General features: G+C 42.3%; 21 protein-coding genes and 1 pseudogene. 17 read left to right on the forward strand and 5 right to left on the reverse strand.

All coding sequences use genetic code 11. From position 1 onward, the window contains the following. Positions 1-20 precede the first annotated feature (20 nt). Positions 21-647 (reverse strand): spore protease YyaC, encoded by a 627-nt coding sequence (gene yyaC, locus C6Y03_RS03715; protein WP_034660655.1) that lies wholly within the window; start codon positions 645-647, stop codon positions 21-23. 72 nt (positions 648-719) lie between these two features. Here yyaC and C6Y03_RS03720 point away from each other — a divergent pair, with 72 nt between their 5' ends. Beyond that, positions 720-1,775, forward strand: a complete 1,056-nt coding sequence (locus C6Y03_RS03720) for a YkvI family membrane protein (protein ID WP_106038843.1) — start codon at positions 720-722, stop codon at positions 1,773-1,775. A gap of 25 nt (positions 1,776-1,800) precedes the next feature. Here C6Y03_RS03720 and C6Y03_RS03725 read toward each other — a convergent pair whose 3' ends face one another. Both C6Y03_RS03725 and C6Y03_RS03730 read right to left on the reverse strand, forming a co-directional pair. Further along, positions 1,801-2,211, reverse strand: a complete 411-nt coding sequence (locus C6Y03_RS03725) for a hypothetical protein (protein ID WP_106038844.1) — start codon at positions 2,209-2,211, stop codon at positions 1,801-1,803. Positions 2,212-2,226: 15 nt separating this feature from the next. After that, a complete protein-coding gene (locus C6Y03_RS03730; protein WP_106038845.1) occupies positions 2,227-3,546 on the reverse strand; it encodes a hydrolase in 1,320 nt (439 codons plus the stop codon). 294 nt (positions 3,547-3,840) lie between these two features. Here C6Y03_RS03730 and C6Y03_RS03735 point away from each other — a divergent pair, with 294 nt between their 5' ends. The 10 genes and pseudogenes from C6Y03_RS03735 to wrbA all read left to right on the forward strand — a co-directional run bounded on the left by C6Y03_RS03735 (position 3,841) and on the right by wrbA (position 11,754). Continuing rightward, positions 3,841-4,047, forward strand: a complete 207-nt coding sequence (locus C6Y03_RS03735) for a DUF951 domain-containing protein (protein ID WP_012011910.1) — start codon at positions 3,841-3,843, stop codon at positions 4,045-4,047. A gap of 216 nt (positions 4,048-4,263) precedes the next feature. Further along, on the forward strand, positions 4,264-5,364 hold the full coding sequence (gene ychF, locus C6Y03_RS03740; protein WP_034660650.1) for a redox-regulated ATPase YchF: 1,101 nt from the start codon (positions 4,264-4,266) through the stop codon (positions 5,362-5,364). 108 nt (positions 5,365-5,472) lie between these two features. Next, positions 5,473-5,760 carry a 30S ribosomal protein S6 gene (gene rpsF / locus C6Y03_RS03745; RefSeq protein WP_003215073.1) on the forward strand — a complete coding sequence of 96 codons (288 nt, stop codon included), beginning with the start codon at positions 5,473-5,475 and terminating at the stop codon, positions 5,758-5,760. 36 nt (positions 5,761-5,796) lie between these two features. Then, positions 5,797-6,342 carry a single-stranded DNA-binding protein SsbA gene (gene ssbA, locus C6Y03_RS03750; protein WP_034660649.1) on the forward strand — a complete coding sequence of 182 codons (546 nt, stop codon included), beginning with the start codon at positions 5,797-5,799 and terminating at the stop codon, positions 6,340-6,342. A gap of 40 nt (positions 6,343-6,382) precedes the next feature. Continuing rightward, on the forward strand, positions 6,383-6,622 hold the full coding sequence (rpsR, locus tag C6Y03_RS03755) for a 30S ribosomal protein S18 (RefSeq protein WP_008347556.1): 240 nt from the start codon (positions 6,383-6,385) through the stop codon (positions 6,620-6,622). A gap of 212 nt (positions 6,623-6,834) precedes the next feature. Beyond that, the gene (locus C6Y03_RS03760; RefSeq protein WP_106038846.1) at positions 6,835-7,800 is read left to right on the forward strand and encodes an ABC transporter ATP-binding protein; all 966 of its coding nucleotides are present in this window, start codon (positions 6,835-6,837) and stop codon (positions 7,798-7,800) included. Next, positions 7,793-9,299, forward strand: a pseudogene (locus C6Y03_RS03765) (ABC transporter permease/substrate-binding protein). Before C6Y03_RS03760 ends, C6Y03_RS03765 begins: the two are co-directional and overlap by 8 nt. A gap of 191 nt (positions 9,300-9,490) precedes the next feature. Continuing rightward, positions 9,491-10,462, forward strand: a complete 972-nt coding sequence (locus tag C6Y03_RS03770) for a ring-cleaving dioxygenase (RefSeq protein WP_045210176.1) — start codon at positions 9,491-9,493, stop codon at positions 10,460-10,462. After that, positions 10,459-11,067: an alpha/beta hydrolase gene (locus tag C6Y03_RS03775; protein WP_142393298.1), complete on the forward strand. Its 609-nt coding sequence runs from the start codon at positions 10,459-10,461 to the stop codon at positions 11,065-11,067. The genes C6Y03_RS03770 and C6Y03_RS03775 overlap by 4 nt, the downstream gene beginning before the upstream one ends. Positions 11,068-11,139: 72 nt before the next feature. After that, positions 11,140-11,754, forward strand: a complete 615-nt coding sequence (wrbA, locus tag C6Y03_RS03780) for an NAD(P)H:quinone oxidoreductase (protein ID WP_189318274.1) — start codon at positions 11,140-11,142, stop codon at positions 11,752-11,754. A gap of 48 nt (positions 11,755-11,802) precedes the next feature. On the opposite strand, the gene katX is transcribed toward wrbA, so the two are convergent. Continuing rightward, on the reverse strand, positions 11,803-13,302 hold the full coding sequence (gene katX / locus C6Y03_RS03785) for a catalase KatX (RefSeq protein WP_252067886.1): 1,500 nt from the start codon (positions 13,300-13,302) through the stop codon (positions 11,803-11,805). 194 nt (positions 13,303-13,496) lie between these two features. Between katX and C6Y03_RS03790 the strand changes: the two genes are divergently transcribed. From C6Y03_RS03790 to rsiV, 3 genes are all read left to right on the forward strand, one after another. Continuing rightward, a complete protein-coding gene (locus tag C6Y03_RS03790) occupies positions 13,497-14,153 on the forward strand; it encodes a hypothetical protein (protein WP_106038849.1) in 657 nt (218 codons plus the stop codon). A 149-nt stretch (positions 14,154-14,302) separates the two neighbouring features. Then, positions 14,303-14,797 (forward strand): RNA polymerase sigma factor SigV, encoded by a 495-nt coding sequence (gene sigV, locus C6Y03_RS03795; RefSeq protein ID WP_060597696.1) that lies wholly within the window; start codon positions 14,303-14,305, stop codon positions 14,795-14,797. Continuing rightward, positions 14,798-15,655: an anti-sigma-V factor RsiV gene (gene rsiV, locus C6Y03_RS03800; RefSeq protein ID WP_106036341.1), complete on the forward strand. Its 858-nt coding sequence runs from the start codon at positions 14,798-14,800 to the stop codon at positions 15,653-15,655. Between the two features lie 47 nt (positions 15,656-15,702). Here the strand turns inward: rsiV and C6Y03_RS03805 are convergent, their stop codons facing one another. Then, positions 15,703-16,629 (reverse strand): manganese-dependent inorganic pyrophosphatase, encoded by a 927-nt coding sequence (locus C6Y03_RS03805; RefSeq protein ID WP_106038850.1) that lies wholly within the window; start codon positions 16,627-16,629, stop codon positions 15,703-15,705. A gap of 302 nt (positions 16,630-16,931) precedes the next feature. Between C6Y03_RS03805 and C6Y03_RS03810 the strand changes: the two genes are divergently transcribed. Genes C6Y03_RS03810 through rplI form a run of 3 tightly spaced genes read left to right on the forward strand, consistent with a single transcriptional unit; the run spans position 16,932 to position 20,326 of the window. Continuing rightward, positions 16,932-17,870 (forward strand): YybS family protein, encoded by a 939-nt coding sequence (locus C6Y03_RS03810; RefSeq protein WP_142393299.1) that lies wholly within the window; start codon positions 16,932-16,934, stop codon positions 17,868-17,870. A 30-nt stretch (positions 17,871-17,900) separates the two neighbouring features. Further along, positions 17,901-19,880, forward strand: coding sequence for a DHH family phosphoesterase (locus tag C6Y03_RS03815; RefSeq protein WP_060597693.1), 1,980 nt, complete (start codon positions 17,901-17,903; stop codon positions 19,878-19,880). Further along, positions 19,877-20,326, forward strand: coding sequence for a 50S ribosomal protein L9 (rplI, locus tag C6Y03_RS03820; protein WP_034323903.1), 450 nt, complete (start codon positions 19,877-19,879; stop codon positions 20,324-20,326). The genes C6Y03_RS03815 and rplI overlap by 4 nt, the downstream gene beginning before the upstream one ends. The last annotated feature ends 22 nt before the right edge of the window (positions 20,327-20,348 follow it).

Genomic DNA, 20,348 nt, shown 5'->3' on the forward strand with positions numbered 1-20,348 from the left:
TTGATACGAGATGGTCTTTTTTATATTCTCCCAGTGATATTTTGAATAGGAGCGAAAAGGGACCGGTTTTTTTCTCTTGTCCAATCCATTTGATCGATGTGAGATAGACTTTCAGAAAGTGTATTGGCCATAGACATGACAAGATGAAGACGTGTGTTTTGGAGAACGAAGTATTCCATAAAACCGCTCACATTGACGATTCCATTAATATGAATATCTCCTACCTCTGGCAGCTCCTTTTGTACACCCGCCCCAGGCTTTAACGGGCCATCTCCAATTTGGAAGGAGCCTACACTTTTCACTCTTCCTAAACAGGCATCAATCGCTACAATAAACGGATGTTTATGAGCTTGTTCAATTTCAGCGAGCTTTTCTTTTAAATTGACCGCATGAACTGGGTCAGAGAGCGTTCCATATACATGAAGCTTTTTCAAATCAAGACCTGAAAGTTTTGTACCAACAAGTGGACCTAGAGAGTCGCCTGTTGAGCGGTCTGTTCCAATACAAACGATGGCAACGGGTCTTTTTCCTGCTTTCTGAAGATGCGAGAATAAAATACTTTTAAGCTGTTGAATGGCGTTTGTATCCGTATGGGACACGTATTCTTTCACCCTATTTCTAAAAAAAAGACCGTTCTTGCTATTCATAGGTCTCACTTCCTTGTCATAGTAGTTAGTAACAGTATACGGAAACAAGCTTAATTCTATACCTATGAGGTGATGATTGTGTGGAAGGCTGGTTCAAGGTGGACGCTTTTAATTTTAGGAAGCTTAATAGGAGCGGGGTATGCTTCCGGCCAAGAAATTTGGCAGTTTTTTGGCATTGATAGCGGACTAGCCATTCTATTGTTTACATTGATGTTCATGCTGTCTACCTATGTGGTGTTGAAAATCAGTTATGAGGTACGTGCCGATCACTTTGTGCCAGTGCTAGAGCGGCTTGTCGGTCCATGGCTGGCTAAAGTGTATGACGTTTTAATTGTCCTTTATTTATTCACGACAACGACAGTCATGATTGCCGGTGGCGGGGTAACACTCGAGATGTATCATGTGCCATTTTGGATTGGCATCGGTGCATTTTGTCTGTTTTCATTTATGATTTTTTTCTGGGATGTGAAAGGGCTCTTATCTGTGAATGCTTTCATTATACCAATTTTGGTGGCGGGGCTCATCTATGCGTTTGTTTTTTATTATATGAACCATGATCATATGTGGCGGATTGATTTTGGGCAGCAGTACAATTGGCCTGCCAGCATTGTCTTTGCTTCTTTGAATATATTATCTGTTGTCGCAGTATTGTCTTCGGTTGGGAAAGAAATGAAGGGGCTTGGAGAGGCCAAAGTGGCGAGTATATTAAGCGGCCTGATTTTTGGGGTCATCTCGTACGTGTATAACGAAATACTGGTTGATATTTCTGGGAGCCTATCAGCAGAAGGCATTCCTTTGTTTACAGTATTAGAAGGAGCGCCGACATCATTGTTTGTGTTTATGACTGTTGTCCTTTGTCTAGCTATTTATACGACGACAGCGGCAGGTTTATTTGGTTTATCCAGCCGGATACTTTCTTTTGTATCAATGCCTCGCTGGCTGGTTGTGCTCGTGATGCTTCTGTTGATGGCGCCTTTAACATCTCTTGGGTTTGCCGATTTGATTGCTTTCTTGTATCCGATATATAGCTTGCTGAATCTTTATTTGCTTGTCTGTTTAATGCTATATCCGATTTTAAGTAAAAAGATATTTTCTCGCTCTAAAAATTATATTGATAAAATAAAATAAGCACCTCTCTTTGTCAGAGCGGTGCTTATTTTATCCGAATAGAATCAATGGCGTCTTTGATATCATCATAGACTGGCATTTGCTTGAGACGCTGAAGTCGTTCCTCTAATTCTGAAATGGCTTGTCCCTTTAAATGCTGGGAGATGTGTTGTTTGACAATGGTCGTTTGGTTGATCATATCTTCGGTTTTAGACAATTGATACTCCAAGTGCACGCGAGTGTTTGCTAATTCGTTATGAAGCCGCATTTTGAGCAGCCGTTTTAGATCCTTTCGCTGTCCTTCTCTGCGTATGGCCTGAATTGCGGCCATTTCTTCTGGGGACTGCGTTTGTGTTTGCGGTGCCGATTGATTTTCAAATACAGACATGGATCGGCGGGCACTCACATTTTGCAAGAAACGCTGAGCGTCACTAGGAGGTTTATTTTGATTGATCATGCGATGACTCCTTTCTTAATGAATACCCATTTGCATCGCAAGGCGTCTATCTGCCTTGGCGTAGTCATCACCCATTGTGTACATATGTCTTGAAAGGGTAGAAAGTTCTTGTTCGTAATCTCTCAGGGTGTACAAGGCATTCAGCTGTTTTTCGTGTGAATAAAAGGAGGAATGATGTTGTTCCATCCTCACTTCCTCTACTAGTGCTTCCACATCACTAGGACTTAGTAAATCATAGTGACCAAAGCCGACGAGTCCTTTGAGCTCCTGTTTTACATGCTGGACGGCGTCTTTTACACTTTCATCGATCCCATCGATTTTCTCAAATATAGTGTGTACTTCATGTTCAATCACGCTTTGGAGATCGTAAGATGAATTTTTAAGTAAATGGGATTTTATGATAATTTCAAGGCCGCTTTGTGCATATGCACGTCCAGAATGGATTTCTTGCAACAGCATGGCTGTAAAACTTGTATTATGATCAAGCTGTTCATCTAAAATACGGGCAGACCCATCTGTGTGGAATGAATACCCATTTACTTTGTAACTCCCAGAAATAAGAGCTAAAAAAGCATTTGTATCAAAGGATTCGTTCCATTCTATATTCATAGACGCAAAAGCTGATTTTAAAAAGGTATCAATTTCTCTTTTCTTGTATTTAACGGGTTCTTGGACGGCGTCTTGCTGCCGTGGCGGTACAGTATACTTGACTTGACCAACCCCATGATCATGACGATTGAGTAAACCTACATAATGACTAGGTTGAATATATTCAGTCAATATCCGTGTGTATTGACCTTGCTGCGCTTTCTGCTGAATCGCAGGCGACAGACTGCTCCATATATTTGGGCTATCAAAGGTGACGGCTTTTTTGACAGCTGGCTGTTCTGTTGCAACATAAGCACAAACAGCACCGGCAAGGGCTTGTCCAGTGAGATAGATACCTGCATTTGGATGCTGCTGACAGACTTGCTCTATGTATTCCTTTCCTTTAAAAAAGACATGATCTTGATTGCCATCAAGGGACTTCCTTTCAATGGGATAGGCATAATCCGTTTTAAGCAATGACTGTGCCGCGGTGTGTACATCTTGTGGCGAGGTCACCGGCATTTGATTTGGCTGTGGACAGTGAAAAGCGACGATGAACTCGTCTGATTGTTCCGGCTGCATCGTTAAACCATATAACTGATGATCGACCTTGAGAAAATCATGGACAGTGAGCGTTTGCTGACCTATTTCTATCGTATGGTGCTGCTGGTAATTGTCTATGTTTCCAGCATGATCGGATATGATTTTATATTCTTTATCAGTTAATCTATCCTTTCGATTGACCATCGTACCTGCTCCCTCACATAACATTTATGCAGATATCATAAATCAAAAAATATGGAAAAACCACAGCGTTCTACCAATAAAAACCTTTTGACCTACAGTGTTTGTGACAATATTGAAAAAAAGCGGAGTTTAAGTAACTATTGGTCACAAATAAAATGATCTAAAAGAAGGGTTTTTTCTATAAAAAAGAATAGGATGAATGATTGAAAGAGGTTCTTTGTTTTGTACATTGCTCTTCATCGCCGTTTTTTTGTACAATAGATTCAATGAAGTGAGCAAGAGAGGTGAAGGCTGATGGCAGACAAAGCGTTTGGGTTACATGATGTCGTTGAAATGAAGAAACCCCATCCATGTGGTGTCAATCGGTGGAAAGTTATTCGATTGGGCATGGATATTCGCATTAAATGTGAAGGCTGCGGGCACAGCGTGATGATCCCAAGAAGAGACTTTGAACGAAAAATGAAGAAAATTCTCGTCAAGCATGAGGAGCCAACTGCTTAAGTAGGCCTCATGCTTTTTTGATGAAATTCGTCTTTTGTATAGAAGAAGCAGGTGTGAATTCGCGTTTTAAAGCACTGATTTATCCTTTTTGGCAATGTTTCTTCTATTGATAATGCATAACGGTTAGCTTGTCTTTTCATGTAAACCTACTTATAATTGCTCTAGGTTCATATTACGCAGTATAACGAGCACGTTTGATATAGAGGAGATGAAAGAATGGCTTTAACAGCTGGTATTGTTGGCTTACCTAACGTCGGGAAGTCAACGCTATTTAATGCAATTACACAGGCTGGAGCGGAGTCTGCTAACTATCCGTTTTGTACCATTGATCCAAACGTCGGAATTGTAGAAGTTCCAGACGAGCGTTTGCAAAAACTAACAGAATTGGTGCAGCCGAAAAAGACAGTTCCTACTGCTTTTGAATTCACTGATATTGCCGGTATTGTCAAAGGGGCTTCTAAAGGTGAAGGTTTAGGAAATAAATTCCTTTCTCACATTCGTCAAGTAGATGCGATCTGTCACGTGGTGAGAGCTTTTGCAGATGATAACATCACACACGTATCAGGTAAGGTTGACCCTGTGTCAGATATCGAAACCATTAATTTAGAATTAATTTTGGCTGATTTAGAAACAGTTGAAAAGCGTTTGGCTCGTGTGAGTAAGCTTGCAAAACAAAAGGATAAGGAAGCGGTAGCTGAATTTGATATTTTGTCGAAGCTAATGGACGCATTTGAAGCTGGGAAATCGGCAAGATCTGTAGAATTTACAGATGAGCAGCAGAAGCTTGTGAAACAGCTTCATTTACTCACATCTAAACCAGTTCTTTATGTAGCAAATGTGAGTGAGGATGAAGTAGCGGATCATGACGGTAACGAATATGTGCAGCAAATCCGTGAGTTTGCTTCTGGTGAAAATGCTGAAGTCATCGTCGTTTGTGCGAAGATCGAGTCTGAAATTGCAGAGCTTGAAGGAGAAGAGAAGCAGATGTTCCTTGAAGAGCTTGGCATCAAAGAGTCAGGTCTAGATCAGCTGATTCAAGCATCTTATTCACTTCTTGGTTTAGCTACTTATTTCACAGCAGGTGAGCAGGAAGTACGCGCTTGGACGTTTAAAAAAGGAATGAAGGCACCGGAATGTGCTGGAATCATTCATACGGACTTTGAACGTGGGTTTATTCGTGCTGAAACGGTTGCATATGAAGATTTACTTGCTGGTGGAAGCATGTCTGCTGCAAAAGAGGCTGGAAAAGTCCGTCTAGAAGGTAAAGAATATGTAGTGAAAGATGGAGACGTCATTCATTTCCGTTTTAATGTATAGGTTCTTGTCATAGGCCAAGAGATTTGTTATAATATACAATTGTGAGTAATATAATTTATTGCTCCTTGCCCGTTTAGGGCCGCTTAGACCAAAAGGAGGTGCAATCAGATGAGAAAGTACGAAGTTATGTACATCATCCGCCCAACAGTTGACGATGAGGCTAAAAAAGCAGTTATCGAGCGTTTCAATAACGTGTTAACTTCTAACGGTGCGGAGATCACTGGAACAAAGGATTGGGGTAAACGTCGTCTTGCATACGAAATCAACGATTTCCGTGAAGGCTTCTACCAAATCGTAAACGTTCAATCTGACGCTGCAGCAGTTCAAGAATTTGACCGCTTAGCTAAGATCAGTGACGATATCATTCGCCACATTGTTGTTAAAGAAGAAGTATAAATCATTGAAATATATATTTAAAGGTGGTCTTTCAATATGCTAAACCGTGTTGTATTGGTCGGAAGACTAACAAAAGACCCTGAGCTTCGCTACACGCCTAATGGTGCGGCTGTAGCCACGTTTACTCTAGCTGTGAATCGTACGTTTACGAATCAATCTGGAGAGCGTGAAGCCGATTTCATTAACTGTGTTACTTGGAGAAGACAAGCCGAGAACGTGGCTAATTTCTTGAAAAAAGGAAGTCTTGCCGGTGTAGACGGTCGTTTGCAGACAAGAAACTATGAAAATCAGCAAGGACAGCGTGTCTTCGTGACAGAGGTTCAAGCTGAAAGTGTTCAATTTCTTGAGCCTAAGAGCGGCGGTGCTGGTTCAGGTGGATACAGCGGCGGTGGCAATAGCGGAGGCCAGTATTATGGCGGTAGCCAAAACGATCAGAATCCATTCGGAAATGAACCAAATCAAAATCCATATGGCAATCAGAGCAACCAACAAAATCGTAATCAGGGAAATAGCTTCAATGATGACCCATTTGCGAATGATGGTAAACCGATTGACATCTCCGATGATGATTTGCCATTCTAATTGATCTGAAAAATTGACTAAAGGAAAGGTGTGAAAACAAATGGCAGGTGGACGCAGAGGCGGTCGTGCGAAACGTCGTAAGGTATGTTTCTTTACTTCTAACGGTATCACGCACATCGATTACAAAGATGTTGATCTTCTTAGAAAGTTTGTTTCTGAGCGTGGTAAAATTTTACCTCGTCGTGTAACAGGAACTAGCGCTAAGTATCAACGTAAATTGACATTAGCGATTAAAAAATCACGTCAAATGGCATTACTTCCATACGTTACTGGTGAGTAAGTCGTTGACTTAAAAGCGGAGAGCCTCGAGCTCTTCGCTTTTTTTATTTGTTTCACTAAGAATCTCATCCGAATTGGCTAGAGCTGTTTTTGGCGGGCATCCTAGGGGAAGTATGTAAAAGAGAGAGAAAGTGACAGTTTGTTCTATACAAATACGGGGTCAATCTGTCATATTGATAGTCTAGAAAATAATTGCAGTCAGGGCGTGGGAAGATGATTGAATTTAAGAAGGTATCGATGCAATTTTCTGATGAGCGCTATGCCGTTCAATCGGTTGATTTAGAGATTCAGAAAGGTGAATTTTTTGTATTTATCGGACCTAGTGGAAGCGGGAAAACGACGACATTGAAAATGATCAATCGTCTCATTTCTTCTACAGAAGGTGAGATTTACATAAAGGGTCAAAAAATAAATGATTATGATATGTATGAGCTGCGCTGGGAAATTGGGTATGTTCTGCAGCAAATTGCTCTTTTTCCTCATATGACCATTGAAGAAAATATCGCCGTGGTGCCAGAGCTCAAACAGTGGAGCCGAAATGAGACCAATAAGCGGGTGGATGAATTGATGCAGATGGTTGGGCTTGATCCTGCTATGTATCGACTTCGAAAGCCATCAGAGCTATCTGGTGGACAGCAGCAGCGTGTCGGTGTGGCACGTGCACTTGCAGCTGATCCTGAGATTGTCCTGATGGATGAACCCTTTAGTGCGTTAGATCCACTAACGAGGGAGAAATTGCAGGATGATCTGCTTGATTTGCAGCGCCGTATTCAAAAGACCATTGTCTTCGTGACGCATGATATGCAGGAAGCGATGAGGCTTGGTGATCGAATTTGTATCATGAAGGAAGGGGAAGTGGTGCAGATTGGTCGTCCAGAGGAATTGGTTCAACACCCAGTCAATGCTTTTGTTCGGGAGTTTGTTTCAGGGGCTGCTCGCCATGTGGGACATCAAGCGTTTGAGCTAGAGGCCATGGCTAGACCAATGGCTCATGAGTCTCTTTTAGGCTATGAAGTGATCACAGCACATGCCACGCTGGATGAGGTCTTATCCCAATTGGCAAAGCATGAGGAATTGGCTGTAGAAAAGGACGGGGAGCGAATTGGACTAGTGAATCGTCAAGCGGTGATTCAGTTTTTAGCTGATTCTCCTAGAGAGAGGGGCGAGTCACATGAATGATTGGATCAGTGTGTTATTGGACCGAAAAGAACAATTGGGACACGCCTTACTTGAGCATATTCAAATTTCGTTTATTGCTTTATTTTTAGCCATTTTGATTGCCATTCCATTAGGTATCTATTTAACGAGGGTGCCAAAGCTTGCAGAGTGGGTGATTGGGGTGACGGCGGTTTTGCAAACAATTCCGTCGCTCGCGCTGCTTGGCTTGTTGATTCCTCTCGTTGGGATTGGACAAGTGCCTGCCATTATTGCGCTTGTCGTCTATGCCTTACTCCCTATTTTAAGAAATACATATACAGGCATTCAGGAGGTCGACCCTTCCCTGAGAGAAGCGGCGCTTGCCATGGGAATGAATCACCGCAAACGGTTATTAAAGGTGGAGCTGCCTTTGGCCATGCCAGTAATCATGGCAGGTATCAGAACCGGGATGGTTCTCATTGTGGGAACTGCCACTCTTGCCGCACTGATCGGAGCTGGGGGGTTAGGAAGTCTGATTTTGCTGGGAATTGATCGAAATGATATGTCGCTCATTGTCATTGGGGCTATACCAGCTGCCTTACTCGCACTCTTATTTGATGTGGTGCTGCGCACTTTTGAGAAAATCTCTTTTAAAAAGACTGTGATCTCTGTGACGGTTTTTGCTGTGATTGCAGGAGCAGTTGTCGCAGGCCCATTACTGTTTCAACAAGAAAAGAAAGAAATCACCATCGGTGGAAAGTTAGGATCAGAGCCTGAAATCCTGATCTCGATGTATAAGCTTTTAATTGAACAGGATACGGATATTCAAGTCAATCTTAAGCCTGGTCTTGGCAAGACGTCCTTTGTTTTTCAAGCTTTACGGTCTGGTGATATTGATATTTATCCTGAGTTTACCGGTACTGCGATTTCTGAGTTCCTCAAACAAACAGCGAAAAGCACAGATAAAGAAAAAGTGTATGAGCAAGCGCGGCGTGGTTTGGAATCATCCTTTCAGCTCCGCCTTCTTGAGCCGATGGCTTACAACAATACGTATGCTTTAGCCGTGCCTCAGTCGCTGGCTGATCAATATGATGTATCCAATATTTCAGATCTAGGCAAGATCAAGAATCGCATAAAGGCTGGATTCACCTTAGAATTTTCTGATCGACAGGATGGGTATCTAGGTATTCAAAAGACCTATCAATTTTCCTTTGACGATGGAACCGAAGCTTCGGTATCGAGCGATTCAAAAAGGAGATATCAATTTAGTCGATGCGTATTCGACAGACAGTGAATTGAGGGAATACAAATTAAAGGTGCTTGATGATGATCAGCATGTTTTCCCGCCATATCAAGGAGCACCGCTGCTAAGACAGGAGACATTAACTGAGTTCCCTGAGATCAAGACCTCTCTCAATAAGCTTGGTGGTCAAATCACAGATGATGAGATGAGAGAAATGAATTATGAAGTAAATGTGAAAGGTAAGGATGCATTTCAGGTTGCGAAAGCCTATTTAAAAAAGAAAAAATTACTGCAATAATCAAGGAAGAGCAGGTCTGTTATGTAAAAAGCAGACCTGCTTTTTTAAAAGGGAAAACAAAAACCGTTGACATTTATTTAAAAACATCATATCCTTAATTCGAGATAAATATATTTTTTTGATTTAATATCTCGAATTCGAGATAATATAAAGACGTCAGTAAAGACATAATGAATAGAGGCTTGTACTTCATGATGAGGAGGTCATTAGAAGTGAAGAAAACAGAAGGAATTCACCATATCACAGCAATTGTAGGTCATCCTCAGGAGAACGTTGATTTTTATGCAGGTGTTTTAGGACTTCGTCTCGTGAAGAAGACCGTTAATTTTGATGATCCGGGTACGTACCATTTATATTTTGGAAATGAAGGGGGATCTCCGGGGACGATTATCACGTTTTTCCCATGGCCAGGTGCACAAAAGGGACAAATTGGCGCAGGTCAAGTGGGCGTGACGACATATGTCGTACCGCCAGGCGCTTTCTCTTTCTGGAAGGAACGTCTTGAGCAGTTTGATATTTCTTATGAAATGGTTGAACGTTTTGATGAAGCCTTTCTCTCATTTGAAGATCCACACGGCTTGTTGATTGAGCTAGTAGAACGAGCGGAGGGAAAACAAAATGAGTGGACATTTAACGGGGTCACACCAGATGTCGCGATAAAAGGATTTGGCGGAGCTGTTTTGTTAACATCACAGCCGGAGCAAACGATGCAGCTGCTAGAACAAACAATGGGTTTTGAACGAGTTGGAGCAGAAGAGGACTATGTGAGATTCCGTTCGTTTGGTGAGATAGGCAATGTGATTGATGTGAACAAGACACCTGTTGCACGCGGACGTATGGGTGTTGGGGTTGTGCATCATATTGCATGGAGAGCGACAGATGATCAGGATCAATTAGATTGGCAAAGACATATTGCGCAAAGCGGGTATCAAGTGACACCTGTGCAAGATCGAAATTACTTCAATGCTATTTATTTTAGAGAGCTTGGCGGCATATTATTTGAAATTGCGACTGATCCTCCAGGGTTTGCACACGATGAATCAGTGGAAACAATGGGTGAAGCATTGAAACTGCCACCGCAATATGAGGCGCAGCGCAGTCAGATTGAACAAATTGTGCTGCCAATAGAAGTGAGAGAGATTAAAGGGAAAGGAGATTCATGATGAAGCATCTTTTTCGAAAAGGAAAGAATGAACAAAGACCTGTTTTGTTATTACTGCATGGTACTGGCGGGACGGAAGAAGATTTATTGCCGCTTGCCGATTTAGTAGATGCTGACGCATCCGTTCTTAGTGTGAGAGGAAATGTGTTGGAAAACGGTATGCCGCGCTTTTTCAGGCGTTTGGCAGAGGGTGTATTTGATGAGCAGGATTTAATTGAGCGTACAGAGGAACTATATACATTTATCGGAGAAGCAGCAGATGAATATGGGTTCGATCGTCACAATGTGGTGGCTATCGGATATTCTAATGGGGCAAACATTGCTGGAAGTCTTTTATTCCATTACGAGGATGCGTTAAAAGGAGCTATCCTGCATCATCCAATGGTCCCAAGACGCGGGGTTTCATTGCCTTCATTAGCGGGGAAACAAGTCTTTATAGCAGCTGGTAAAAATGACCCAATGTGCCGTCCAGAAGAATCACAGGAGCTCGAGCAGTTGCTGCAAGGCGCAGGCGCTTCAGTTACGCTTCATTGGGAAAATCGCGGACATCAGCTAACGAGAGAAGAAGTCGATGCTGCGGCATTATGGTATCGTCGTCAATTTTAATGAAGGTGGGGAATACAGGTGGGATTTTTACAGAAGCTTTTTGGGCAAACCAAACAAAAGGAGATGGAACAAATGGAAAACGTAAAATTAGCGATTATTTATTATAGTTCAACAGGTACAAACTATCAGATGGCAAAATGGGCTGAAGCTGGAGCGAAAGAAGCTGGCGCAGAAGTGAAGGTATTAAAGGTTGCTGAATTGGCACCAGAATCAGTTGTGGCATCAAATCCAGCATGGAAAGCACATTTAGACGAAACAAAGGATGTCCCAGAGGTTCAATTAAGTGATTTAGAGTGGGCAGATGCTATCATCTTTAGCATGCCGACACGTTTCGGTAACTTACCGGCTCAAATGAAGCAATTCTTAGATACAACTGGCGGCTTATGGTTCCAAGGAAAATTGGCAAACAAAGCAGTGAGTGCGATGACCTCTGCACAAAACCCGAATGGCGGGCAGGAACAGACCATTCTTAGCCTTTACACAACGATGTTCCACTGGGGAGCGATTATTGCCGCTCCTGGATACACAGATGACTCATTATACGGTGCAGGGGGCAACCCTTACGGCGTGAGTGTCACTGTTGACCAAAATGGAAAGATCCAAGAGGATGCAGAAGCTGCTGCAAAACATCAGGCAAAACGTACAGTCAATGTGGCAGAATGGATCAAAAAAGGTCAAAACGCTTAATCGATGGATACAAAAAGAATGCAGCCTAGGCGCTGCATTCTTTTTTATTTAATAGGGATCAGAAGGTGTGCTGTTGTTGATCGCTTCGTCCACGGCTTGTGCGGCGCCTGTAGAGCCTATAGGTCCGCTTGGCTGTTCTTGTTTGAAGGCTTTTAAGCCGTCAGCGACGCGCTTTCCGTAATCAGGGTCAGCCTTTGTAAAGTTTTCGATCATTTGCTCTTGAATGTCCTTTTGACAGGTCGCAAGGGTGTTGACTAAGTTCTTAATCAGTTCCTCACGTTCCCAATCATTGAAGCGGCGATACGTTTCTCCTGCTTGGCCAAAGTTGTTCGGGCGGTCAATGGCTTCTCGTTTGACGTCACCCTCTACAAAAGGCGTATGATCTTTTCCATCCTGCTTGGCTTCTTTTAATCCGCCGAGGATCGATGGTTCATAATTCACATGAGGGTTTTGTTCTTTGCCTTGATCGACATGGTATTCCATTTGCCCATCTCTTTGATTCGTGGCCACATGCTTTTTCGGTGCATTGATCGGCAGCTGTAAATAGTTTGGCCCCACACGATATCGCTGCGTGTCAGAATAGGAGAAGGTGCGCCCTTGAAGCAACTTATCATCTGAGAAATCCAAACCGTCTACGAGAACGCCAGTCCCAAAGGCGACCTGCTCGACTTCTGCGAAATAATTTTCTGGATTTTTGTTTAACACCATTCGTCCAATCGGTTTCCATGGATAGTCATCCTTGTACCAAAGCTTTGTCGGATCAAGCGGGTCAAAGTCAAGGTGAGGATGGGCATCATCTTCCATGATCTGCGCATATACCTCCCATTCAGGATGATCTCCTTGCTCAATGGCTTCATACAAATCCTGTGTGGCATGATTAAAGTTTTCTCCTTGAATCGCTTGAGCTTGTTCTTGCGTCAGGTTGCGAATGCCTTGCTTCGGTTCAAAGTGATATTTGACCAGCACTGCTTTTCCTTCATGGTTCACCCATTTGTAGGCATGGACACCTGAGCCTTGCATGTGCCGATAGGTTGCTGGGATGCCCCATGGTGAAAAGAGAAATGTCACCATATGCGTCGCTTCAGGTGATTGCGAGACGAAGTCAAAAATACGCTCGCCGTCTTGACGGTTGGTGACAGGATCAGGCTTAAAGGCATGAACCAAATCAGGGAATTTCAAAGCATCTCGGATAAAGAAAATTTTGAGGTTGTTCCCCACGAGATCCCAGTTGCCTTCTTCTGTATAAAATTTAATCGCAAATCCTCTAGGGTCACGCAATGTTTCTGGTGAATGACCGCCGTGAATCACAGAAGAAAAACGAACGAAAACAGGTGTCTTTTTTCCTTTTTCCTGAAATAATTTTGCCCTTGTATAAGTGGAAATGGGTTCGTCACCGAATGTGCCATAGGCTTCAAAATAACCGTGAGCTCCGGCCCCGCGCGCATGGACGACACGTTCAGGAATGCGTTCACGATCAAAATGACTAATTTTCTCTAGGAAATCGTAGTTTTCAAGCGTAGTTGGTCCTCTATTCCCAACGGTTCTCATATTTTGATTGTCTGTTACGGGATGACCTTGCCGATTTGTTAAAGTGTCTTCTGACTCTGAAGATGATTTAGGGTGTTGTTCTTCTTTCAATTAAATCCCTCCTTCAATACCTCCCTAACAATATGGTCATCATGCTCCCTATTTCATACAAGGATTGATATAATGATTGAAAACTTTCACGAGGAGCGAACCTGATGATTCGATTACACTGCCTTCACGCCCATCCGTCCAATCAGTCATATATAGAAGATGTTTTTGGCGATACCGATATTGCGCTTTATCACACGGTCGATTCATCATTTATAGAACGCGCTACACAAGATCCCACTTTTGATCAACACAAGCAGCAAGCCTATGTCATCAACAAATTGATGCAAGAAGATGAAGCCGATCTCATTCTGCTCACGTGTACACAATACATTGCCGCTTTGGGTGATCAGCAGCATCTTTTTAAACGACCGATTGTTCCGATCGATGAACCGTTATTTGAGCTGATTTGTCAGGGAAAAGGGCCTCTTCAACTTGTGTTTTCAAACCCGGATACAGTGGAAGGGACGATGAAGCGGCTTAAATCATATGCAAAAGAGCACGGCAAACAGATTGATGCAGAAGTTATGGTGATGGAGGATGTCTTTCACCTTTGCCTAAATGGTGATATACAGGCTTATGAGGAGCAAATCAAAAAGCAGCTCAGAAGATGTATGAAAAAAAGCGGAGATATTTGCGTGATGCAGCTATCGATGGTTCATGCGGCACAGCAGATGGAAGAGGAGACAGGCGTTCCGATCATTCATCCGCTTTCTCCACTTAAACAGTTTGTCCATCAAACAATATCTGCTTTGAAAGAGTGAACCTGTCTGGTTCGCTCTTTTTGTATAGAAACGGAAATGGGATGACATGTTAAAAAAATAACCGAGCGCAAACTATTTTCAAAAGGCGCGCGTCTATCCATTGTAAGAAATAACCGATGCGCATTTAAGATAAAGGAGCTCTTTGTAAAATGAAGAAACGAAAGATTGAGGATCAATTTGCTGATTACGTAATGGAGCATAAACACAGTTTTTATCGATTGTCCTATAGTTATGTCAAAAACCCAGAGGATGCGATGGATGTCGTTCAAGAGGCGATTCATAAAGCACTCAAATCTGTTCACCGATTAGAGGATGCGACCAAGATGCATAGCTGGTTTTATAAAATCGTGGTGAACGCTGCCCTAGACTTTTTACGAAAGAAGAAGCGGGTGCAAGTGACAGATGATGACACACTCGAATTCTTGTCAAAGGGTGAGTCAGATGTCTATGAGGATCAAGATGTCAGACGAGCCATAGAGGATTTGCCTGAGATGTACCGGGTTATCATCATTTTGAGATTCTTTGAAGATTTAAAATTAGAGGACATCGCCCATATTCTCGAAGAAAACGAAAACACCATCAAAACAAGATTATATAAGGCGTTGCGGCTTTTAAAAGTAGAATTATCGCAGGAGGAAATATAAATGGATAAGCATTTGGAACAGTTAAAAGAGGAATATTTAGAAATCCCTATTCCACCGGAATATGATGCTATGGTTGAACGGACATTGAAACGAAAAAACAAAAAACCTCATTTTCAGCAATGGACCATCGGACTTGTTGCTGCGGCTGCTCTATTTGTCACGACTGTTAATGTCAGTCCACAGGCGGCAAGAGCCATTTCAGAGGTGCCTGTCATTGGCGAGCTGGTGAAAGTCGTGACATTCACAGAATTTAAAAAGAGCGATCAAGGAACGAATATTGACCTTAAAACACCACACGTTTCAGGGCTTGGGGACGGAAAATTACAAGACAGCCTGAATCAAAAATATTTAGCTGAAAACAAAAAGCTGTATCAAGATTTTGAAAAGGAAACAAAGGGTTATAAAAATGGTCATTTAAGTGTAGAGAGCGGATATGAAGTGAGAACGAACAATGACCAAATTCTCTCACTAGGTCGATACAAGGTGACGACTCAAGCTTCTGCGGCAGAGGAAATGACATATGATACGGTGGATAAGAAAAATCATGTACTGATTACATTACCAAGCTTGTTTAAAGATGATCGGTATATAGATGTCATTAGTGAAAATATTAAAGATCAAATGAAGAAACAGATGAAAGAGGATTCAAATAAGATTTACTGGATTGGCAAGCAAGATATGGCGGATCCATTTAAGAAAATTAAGCCGGATCAAAGCTTCTATATCAATTCAAAAGGCAAACTGGTGATTTCCTTTAATGAATATGATGTGGCACCTGGTTACATGGGTGTAGTTGAATTCACGATTCCAACAAGTGTGCTAAAGGATATTCTTGTCAGCGATATGTACATTCATTAAAAGAAGAAAAAAGACTGCTGAACATGTCAGCAGTCTTGTTGTGTTGATTAAGAAAGTGCGTCTGTTAGTGCAGGTACCACTTGTTTCTTTCTTGATACAACACCTTTTAGTAAAGCGGTGTTGTTTTCAAGTGTGACATTAAATGCTTTTTCTACTTTTTCAGCTTCGGTACCGAGTGCAAGAGCAAGGGAGTCATTTTCTAAGATGTCTGTGATCACTAGAACGAATAGATCAAGACCTTTCGCTGCGATGACTTCATTGATTTTCGCTTCAATGTCAGCCTGTCTTGCTGTTACTTCCGCGATATCTACTGTATTAACTTGCGCAATTTCCACTTTGCTATTGCCTAGTGCGAATTCTTTTGCATCAATTGTAATTAATTCTTGAACCGTTTTTTGGCTTAGGTCAGCGCCAGCTTTCAGCATGTCTAGGCCGTAAACTTCTGGATCTACCCCTGCAATTTTAGCTAGCTCATGCGCAGCATCAATGTCTTGCTGTGTGCATGTTGGGGATTTGAATAGCAAGGAATCAGAAATGATTGCAGATAAAAGCAAACCAGCGATTTCTTTTTCAATCTTCACTTGGTTCTCTTTGTACATTTTGTTTAAGATTGTTGCTGTACAGCCAACAGGCTCAGCGCGATAGTATAGAGGTTCACTTGTTTCAAAGTTGGCAATACGGTGATGGTCAATGACCTCAGTCACTTGTACTTGATCAATATCGCTTACACTTTGTTGGAATTCGTTATGATCGACAAGAATGACTTGCTTTGTTTCGTTTGCAGCTGTTTCAATGAAACGAGGTGCTTCTTGTTTAAAGAAATCTAATGCGTATTGTGTTTCTCCATTGATTTCTCCAAGTCTGACCGCTTCTGCCTGAAGGCCGATTTTGTTTTTCAGATCAGCGTAAGCGATAGCAGAGCAAATCGTGTCTGTGTCAGGGTTTTTGTGTCCGAATACGAGTGTTTTTCCCATGTGAATTCTCCTTCTTACATTTATTGATGATGTTTCTATTCTAACAGCTTTTGACCTTGAATTCAGGGTTTATAGCTAAGAATAATCTAAAAAATTGTAACATGCTGATTGAAAAGTTGCATGTTCGAATCTATATCGGTGTTCCACGTGAAACGCTCCTAAGATAGCCTGCATTTTACTTGCGATTTGCCGCTATGGTAAAATAAAGGTTGGGGTAAGACATGGTGTAGCTTACATCGTACGTATACATAGAAGGACACATTGAGCAAGATATAGAAAAAGGATTGGATAGAGGTGAAGGTGTGAAACAAACAAAAGCGTTAGTAGAGAGCGCTATCATGATCAGTATTTTTTCTGTCATGATGCTGTTTTATTTGTATGTGCCGCTATTATCCATTATTTTCTTTCTAGCTGCTCCGATACCGATTATCCTCTATACAATCAGGCACGGCTTGAAAAAAGGAATTGCTGCTGGCGCTATTGGGATAGTGATCAGCTTTTTAATTGGGTCTCTTGCTGGACTCATGAGTGCGCCAATTCTGATTGCTGCCGGATTAGGCATGGGTGTTTTCTACAGCAGAAGGCAGCCTGGGAATGCCATCATTACAGGTGCGCTGATCTATTTATTCATTTTTCTTATCTCCTTTATTGTCAGTGTTCAGCTTTTTCAAGTCGATATCATGGGTATCGCGAAAGAGTCGATTGAACAAATGATTCCGATGTTAGAGAGTGTCTTAAAGCAATCCGGCGCTTCTGAGCAGAACATTACGAAGCAGCTGAAGCAGTTCAGAGAGATGCAGGATGCTGCATTGAGTGCTTTGCCTGTAGCGCTGTTAATTGGTGTCACATTGCTGGCGTTCGTGAATCACTGGTTCGTGCAGCCTCTGATCAAACGGTTTGTCAAAGACATGCCGGTCTTGAAGAAATTTAAGGATATGCGGCTGCCAAAAAGCATGGTATGGTATTATTTACTCACACTGCTTTTGATGCTGATTCAGACGGAAAAAGGCAGCTTTTTATGGCTTGTTCAAACGAGTGCTTTTCAAATTTTATTTATACTGGTGCTTATTCAGGGATTTTCTTTTATCTTCTATTATTGCCACGAAAAAAGCATCTCAAAAGCGGTGCCCATTTTCGCTATCGTGTTAGGGGTTCTCTATCCGCCAGTCGGTGTGATTGTGCGTATTATAGGGATTGCTGACATAGGCTTTGATTTAAGAGAGAAAGTAAAAAACAAATAATTCACTCTGAATGTTGAGGAGTTGATATCAGTGCCAAGCTTCTATAGAAAACCTGTCATCAAGTATCCGATCATCGCTTTGATTGTCCTTGCGGTGGTCACAGTCCTCCTCAACCTTTATTATAATTGGATCATAGGAGCGGTTGGTCTTTTCGTTCTTGCAGGTGTGCTCTACTTCTTAAAGTGGGCAGATACGCAAGTGCAAAAAGAGATTGATTCATATATTTCAACATTATCCTATCGAGTCAAAAAGGTTGGAGAAGAAGCATTAATGGAAATGCCAATTGGTATTATGCTGTTTAATGACCAGTATTATATCGAATGGACAAATCCATTTCTCGCTTCGTGCTTTCATGAAAGCACGCTTGTCGGCAGATCTTTGTATGATACATTCGAGTCCGTTGTGCCTCTTATTAAACAAGAGGTCGAGACAGAAAATGTGACGCTGAATGATCGGAAATTCAAAGTCATTATTAAACGGTCAGAGCGCCTTTTATATTTCTTTGATGTCACGGAACAGGTGCAGATTGAAAGACAGTACGAAAATGAACGAACGGTGTTATCTTATATCTTTTTAGACAATTACGATGATGTCACGCAAGGTCTTGATGATCAGGTGCGCAGCACCATTAATAGTGAAGTGACGTCGCTGTTAAACAATTGGGCACAAGAATATGGCATTTTCCTGAAGCGAATTTCGTCTGAACGATTTATGGCGGTTCTAAATGAGAGCATCTTAGCAGAGCTTGAAGCGTCGAAGTTCTCCATTTTAGACGAGGTCCGTGAGAAAACAGGGGCGCATAGTGCGACGCTTACTCTGAGTATCGGGATTGGTGCGTCCGTTCCTTCTTTAAAAGAGCTTGGGGCACTTGCGCAGTCGAGTCTTGATCTTGCCCTCGGACGAGGCGGGGATCAGGTAGCCATTAAGCAGCCAAATGGAAAAGTGAAATTCTACGGCGGGAAAACGAATCCAATGGAGAAACGGACACGTGTACGCGCACGAGTCATTTCTCATGCTTTAAAAGAAATTGTATCTGAAAGCGGAAATGTCATGATCATGGGGCATAAGTTCCCAGACATGGACTCGATCGGTGCATCAATTGGAATTTTAAAGGTCGCCCAGGCCAATGGGAAAGAAGGCTATATTGTCATTGATGCCAACCAGATTGGTGACAGTGTTCAACGCTTGATTAGTGAGATTAAGAATTATGAAGATCTTTGGTCACGTTTTATCACCCCAGAGGAAGCCATGGAGCTTGCAGAGGATGATACATTGCTTGTGGTCGTGGATACACATAAACCGTCTCTCGTCATGGAAGAACGACTGCTCAATAAGATTGAAAATGTCGTGGTCATTGACCATCATAGACGCGGCGAAGAGTTTATCCGTGATCCATTACTTGTCTATATGGAGCCGTATGCTTCATCCACAGCAGAGCTTGTGACAGAGCTTTTAGAGTATCAGCCGAAGAAATTGCGTATTAACATGATTGAAGCTACTGCGCTTCTCGCAGGGATCATCGTGGATACGAAGAGTTTCTCGCTGAGAACGGGATCAAGAACGTTTGATGCAGCATCCTATCTTCGTGCGAAGGGGGCAGATCCTGTCCTTGTGCAAAAATTCCTAAAAGAGACAGTTGATCATTACATCAAACGGGCAAAACTCATTCAACATACAGATTTGTATCAAAATCAGGTGGCGATTGCTTCATTGCCGTCAGACAGCTCGGAGTATTATGATCAAATTACGATTGCCCAGACGGCTGATTCTCTGTTGTCAATGAGTGAGGTAGAAGCGTCATTTGCTGTCGCTAGACGAGATGACAACACGGTGTGCATTAGTGCGAGATCATTAGGAGATATCAACGTCCAAATTATCATGGAAGCGTTAGATGGCGGCGGTCATTTGACTAACGCTGCCACCCAAATGTATGGTATAACCATTGAAGAAGCGGTAGAGCAGTTAAAAGCTGCCATTGATGAATATTTCGAAGGAGGGGTTCAAAGATGAAAGTCATCTTTCTAAAAGACGTAAAAGGCAAAGGGAAAAAAGGCGAAGTCAAGAATGTAGCTGACGGATACGCTCACAACTTTCTCATCAAACAAGGGTTAGCGGTTGAAGCAAATCCAACGAACCTAAGCGCATTGGAAGGGCAGAAAAACAAAGAGAAAAAGAATGCCATCCAAGAGCTTGAACAAGCGAAGCAACTAAAAGAGACACTTGAGGCGTTAACAGTGGAGCTCACTGCAAAATCAGGTGAAGGCGGTCGTCTGTTTGGATCGATTACAAGCAAACAAATCGCTGATAAATTACAAAAAGATCATCAAATCAAACTCGATAAGCGCAAAATCGAGCTGAATGACGCCATCCGTGCATTAGGTTACACAAATGTACCGGTGAAGCTTCATCCAGAGGTACAAGCAACGTTAAAGGTTCATGTGACAGAACAAGCATAAAGCAGAAAAGAACCCGTCTCAT

Origin of the sequence: Bacillus sp. LNXM65, assembly GCF_002998575.1 — a bacterium.
In the GTDB taxonomy this organism is placed as follows: Bacteria; Bacillota; Bacilli; order Bacillales; family Bacillaceae; genus Bacillus.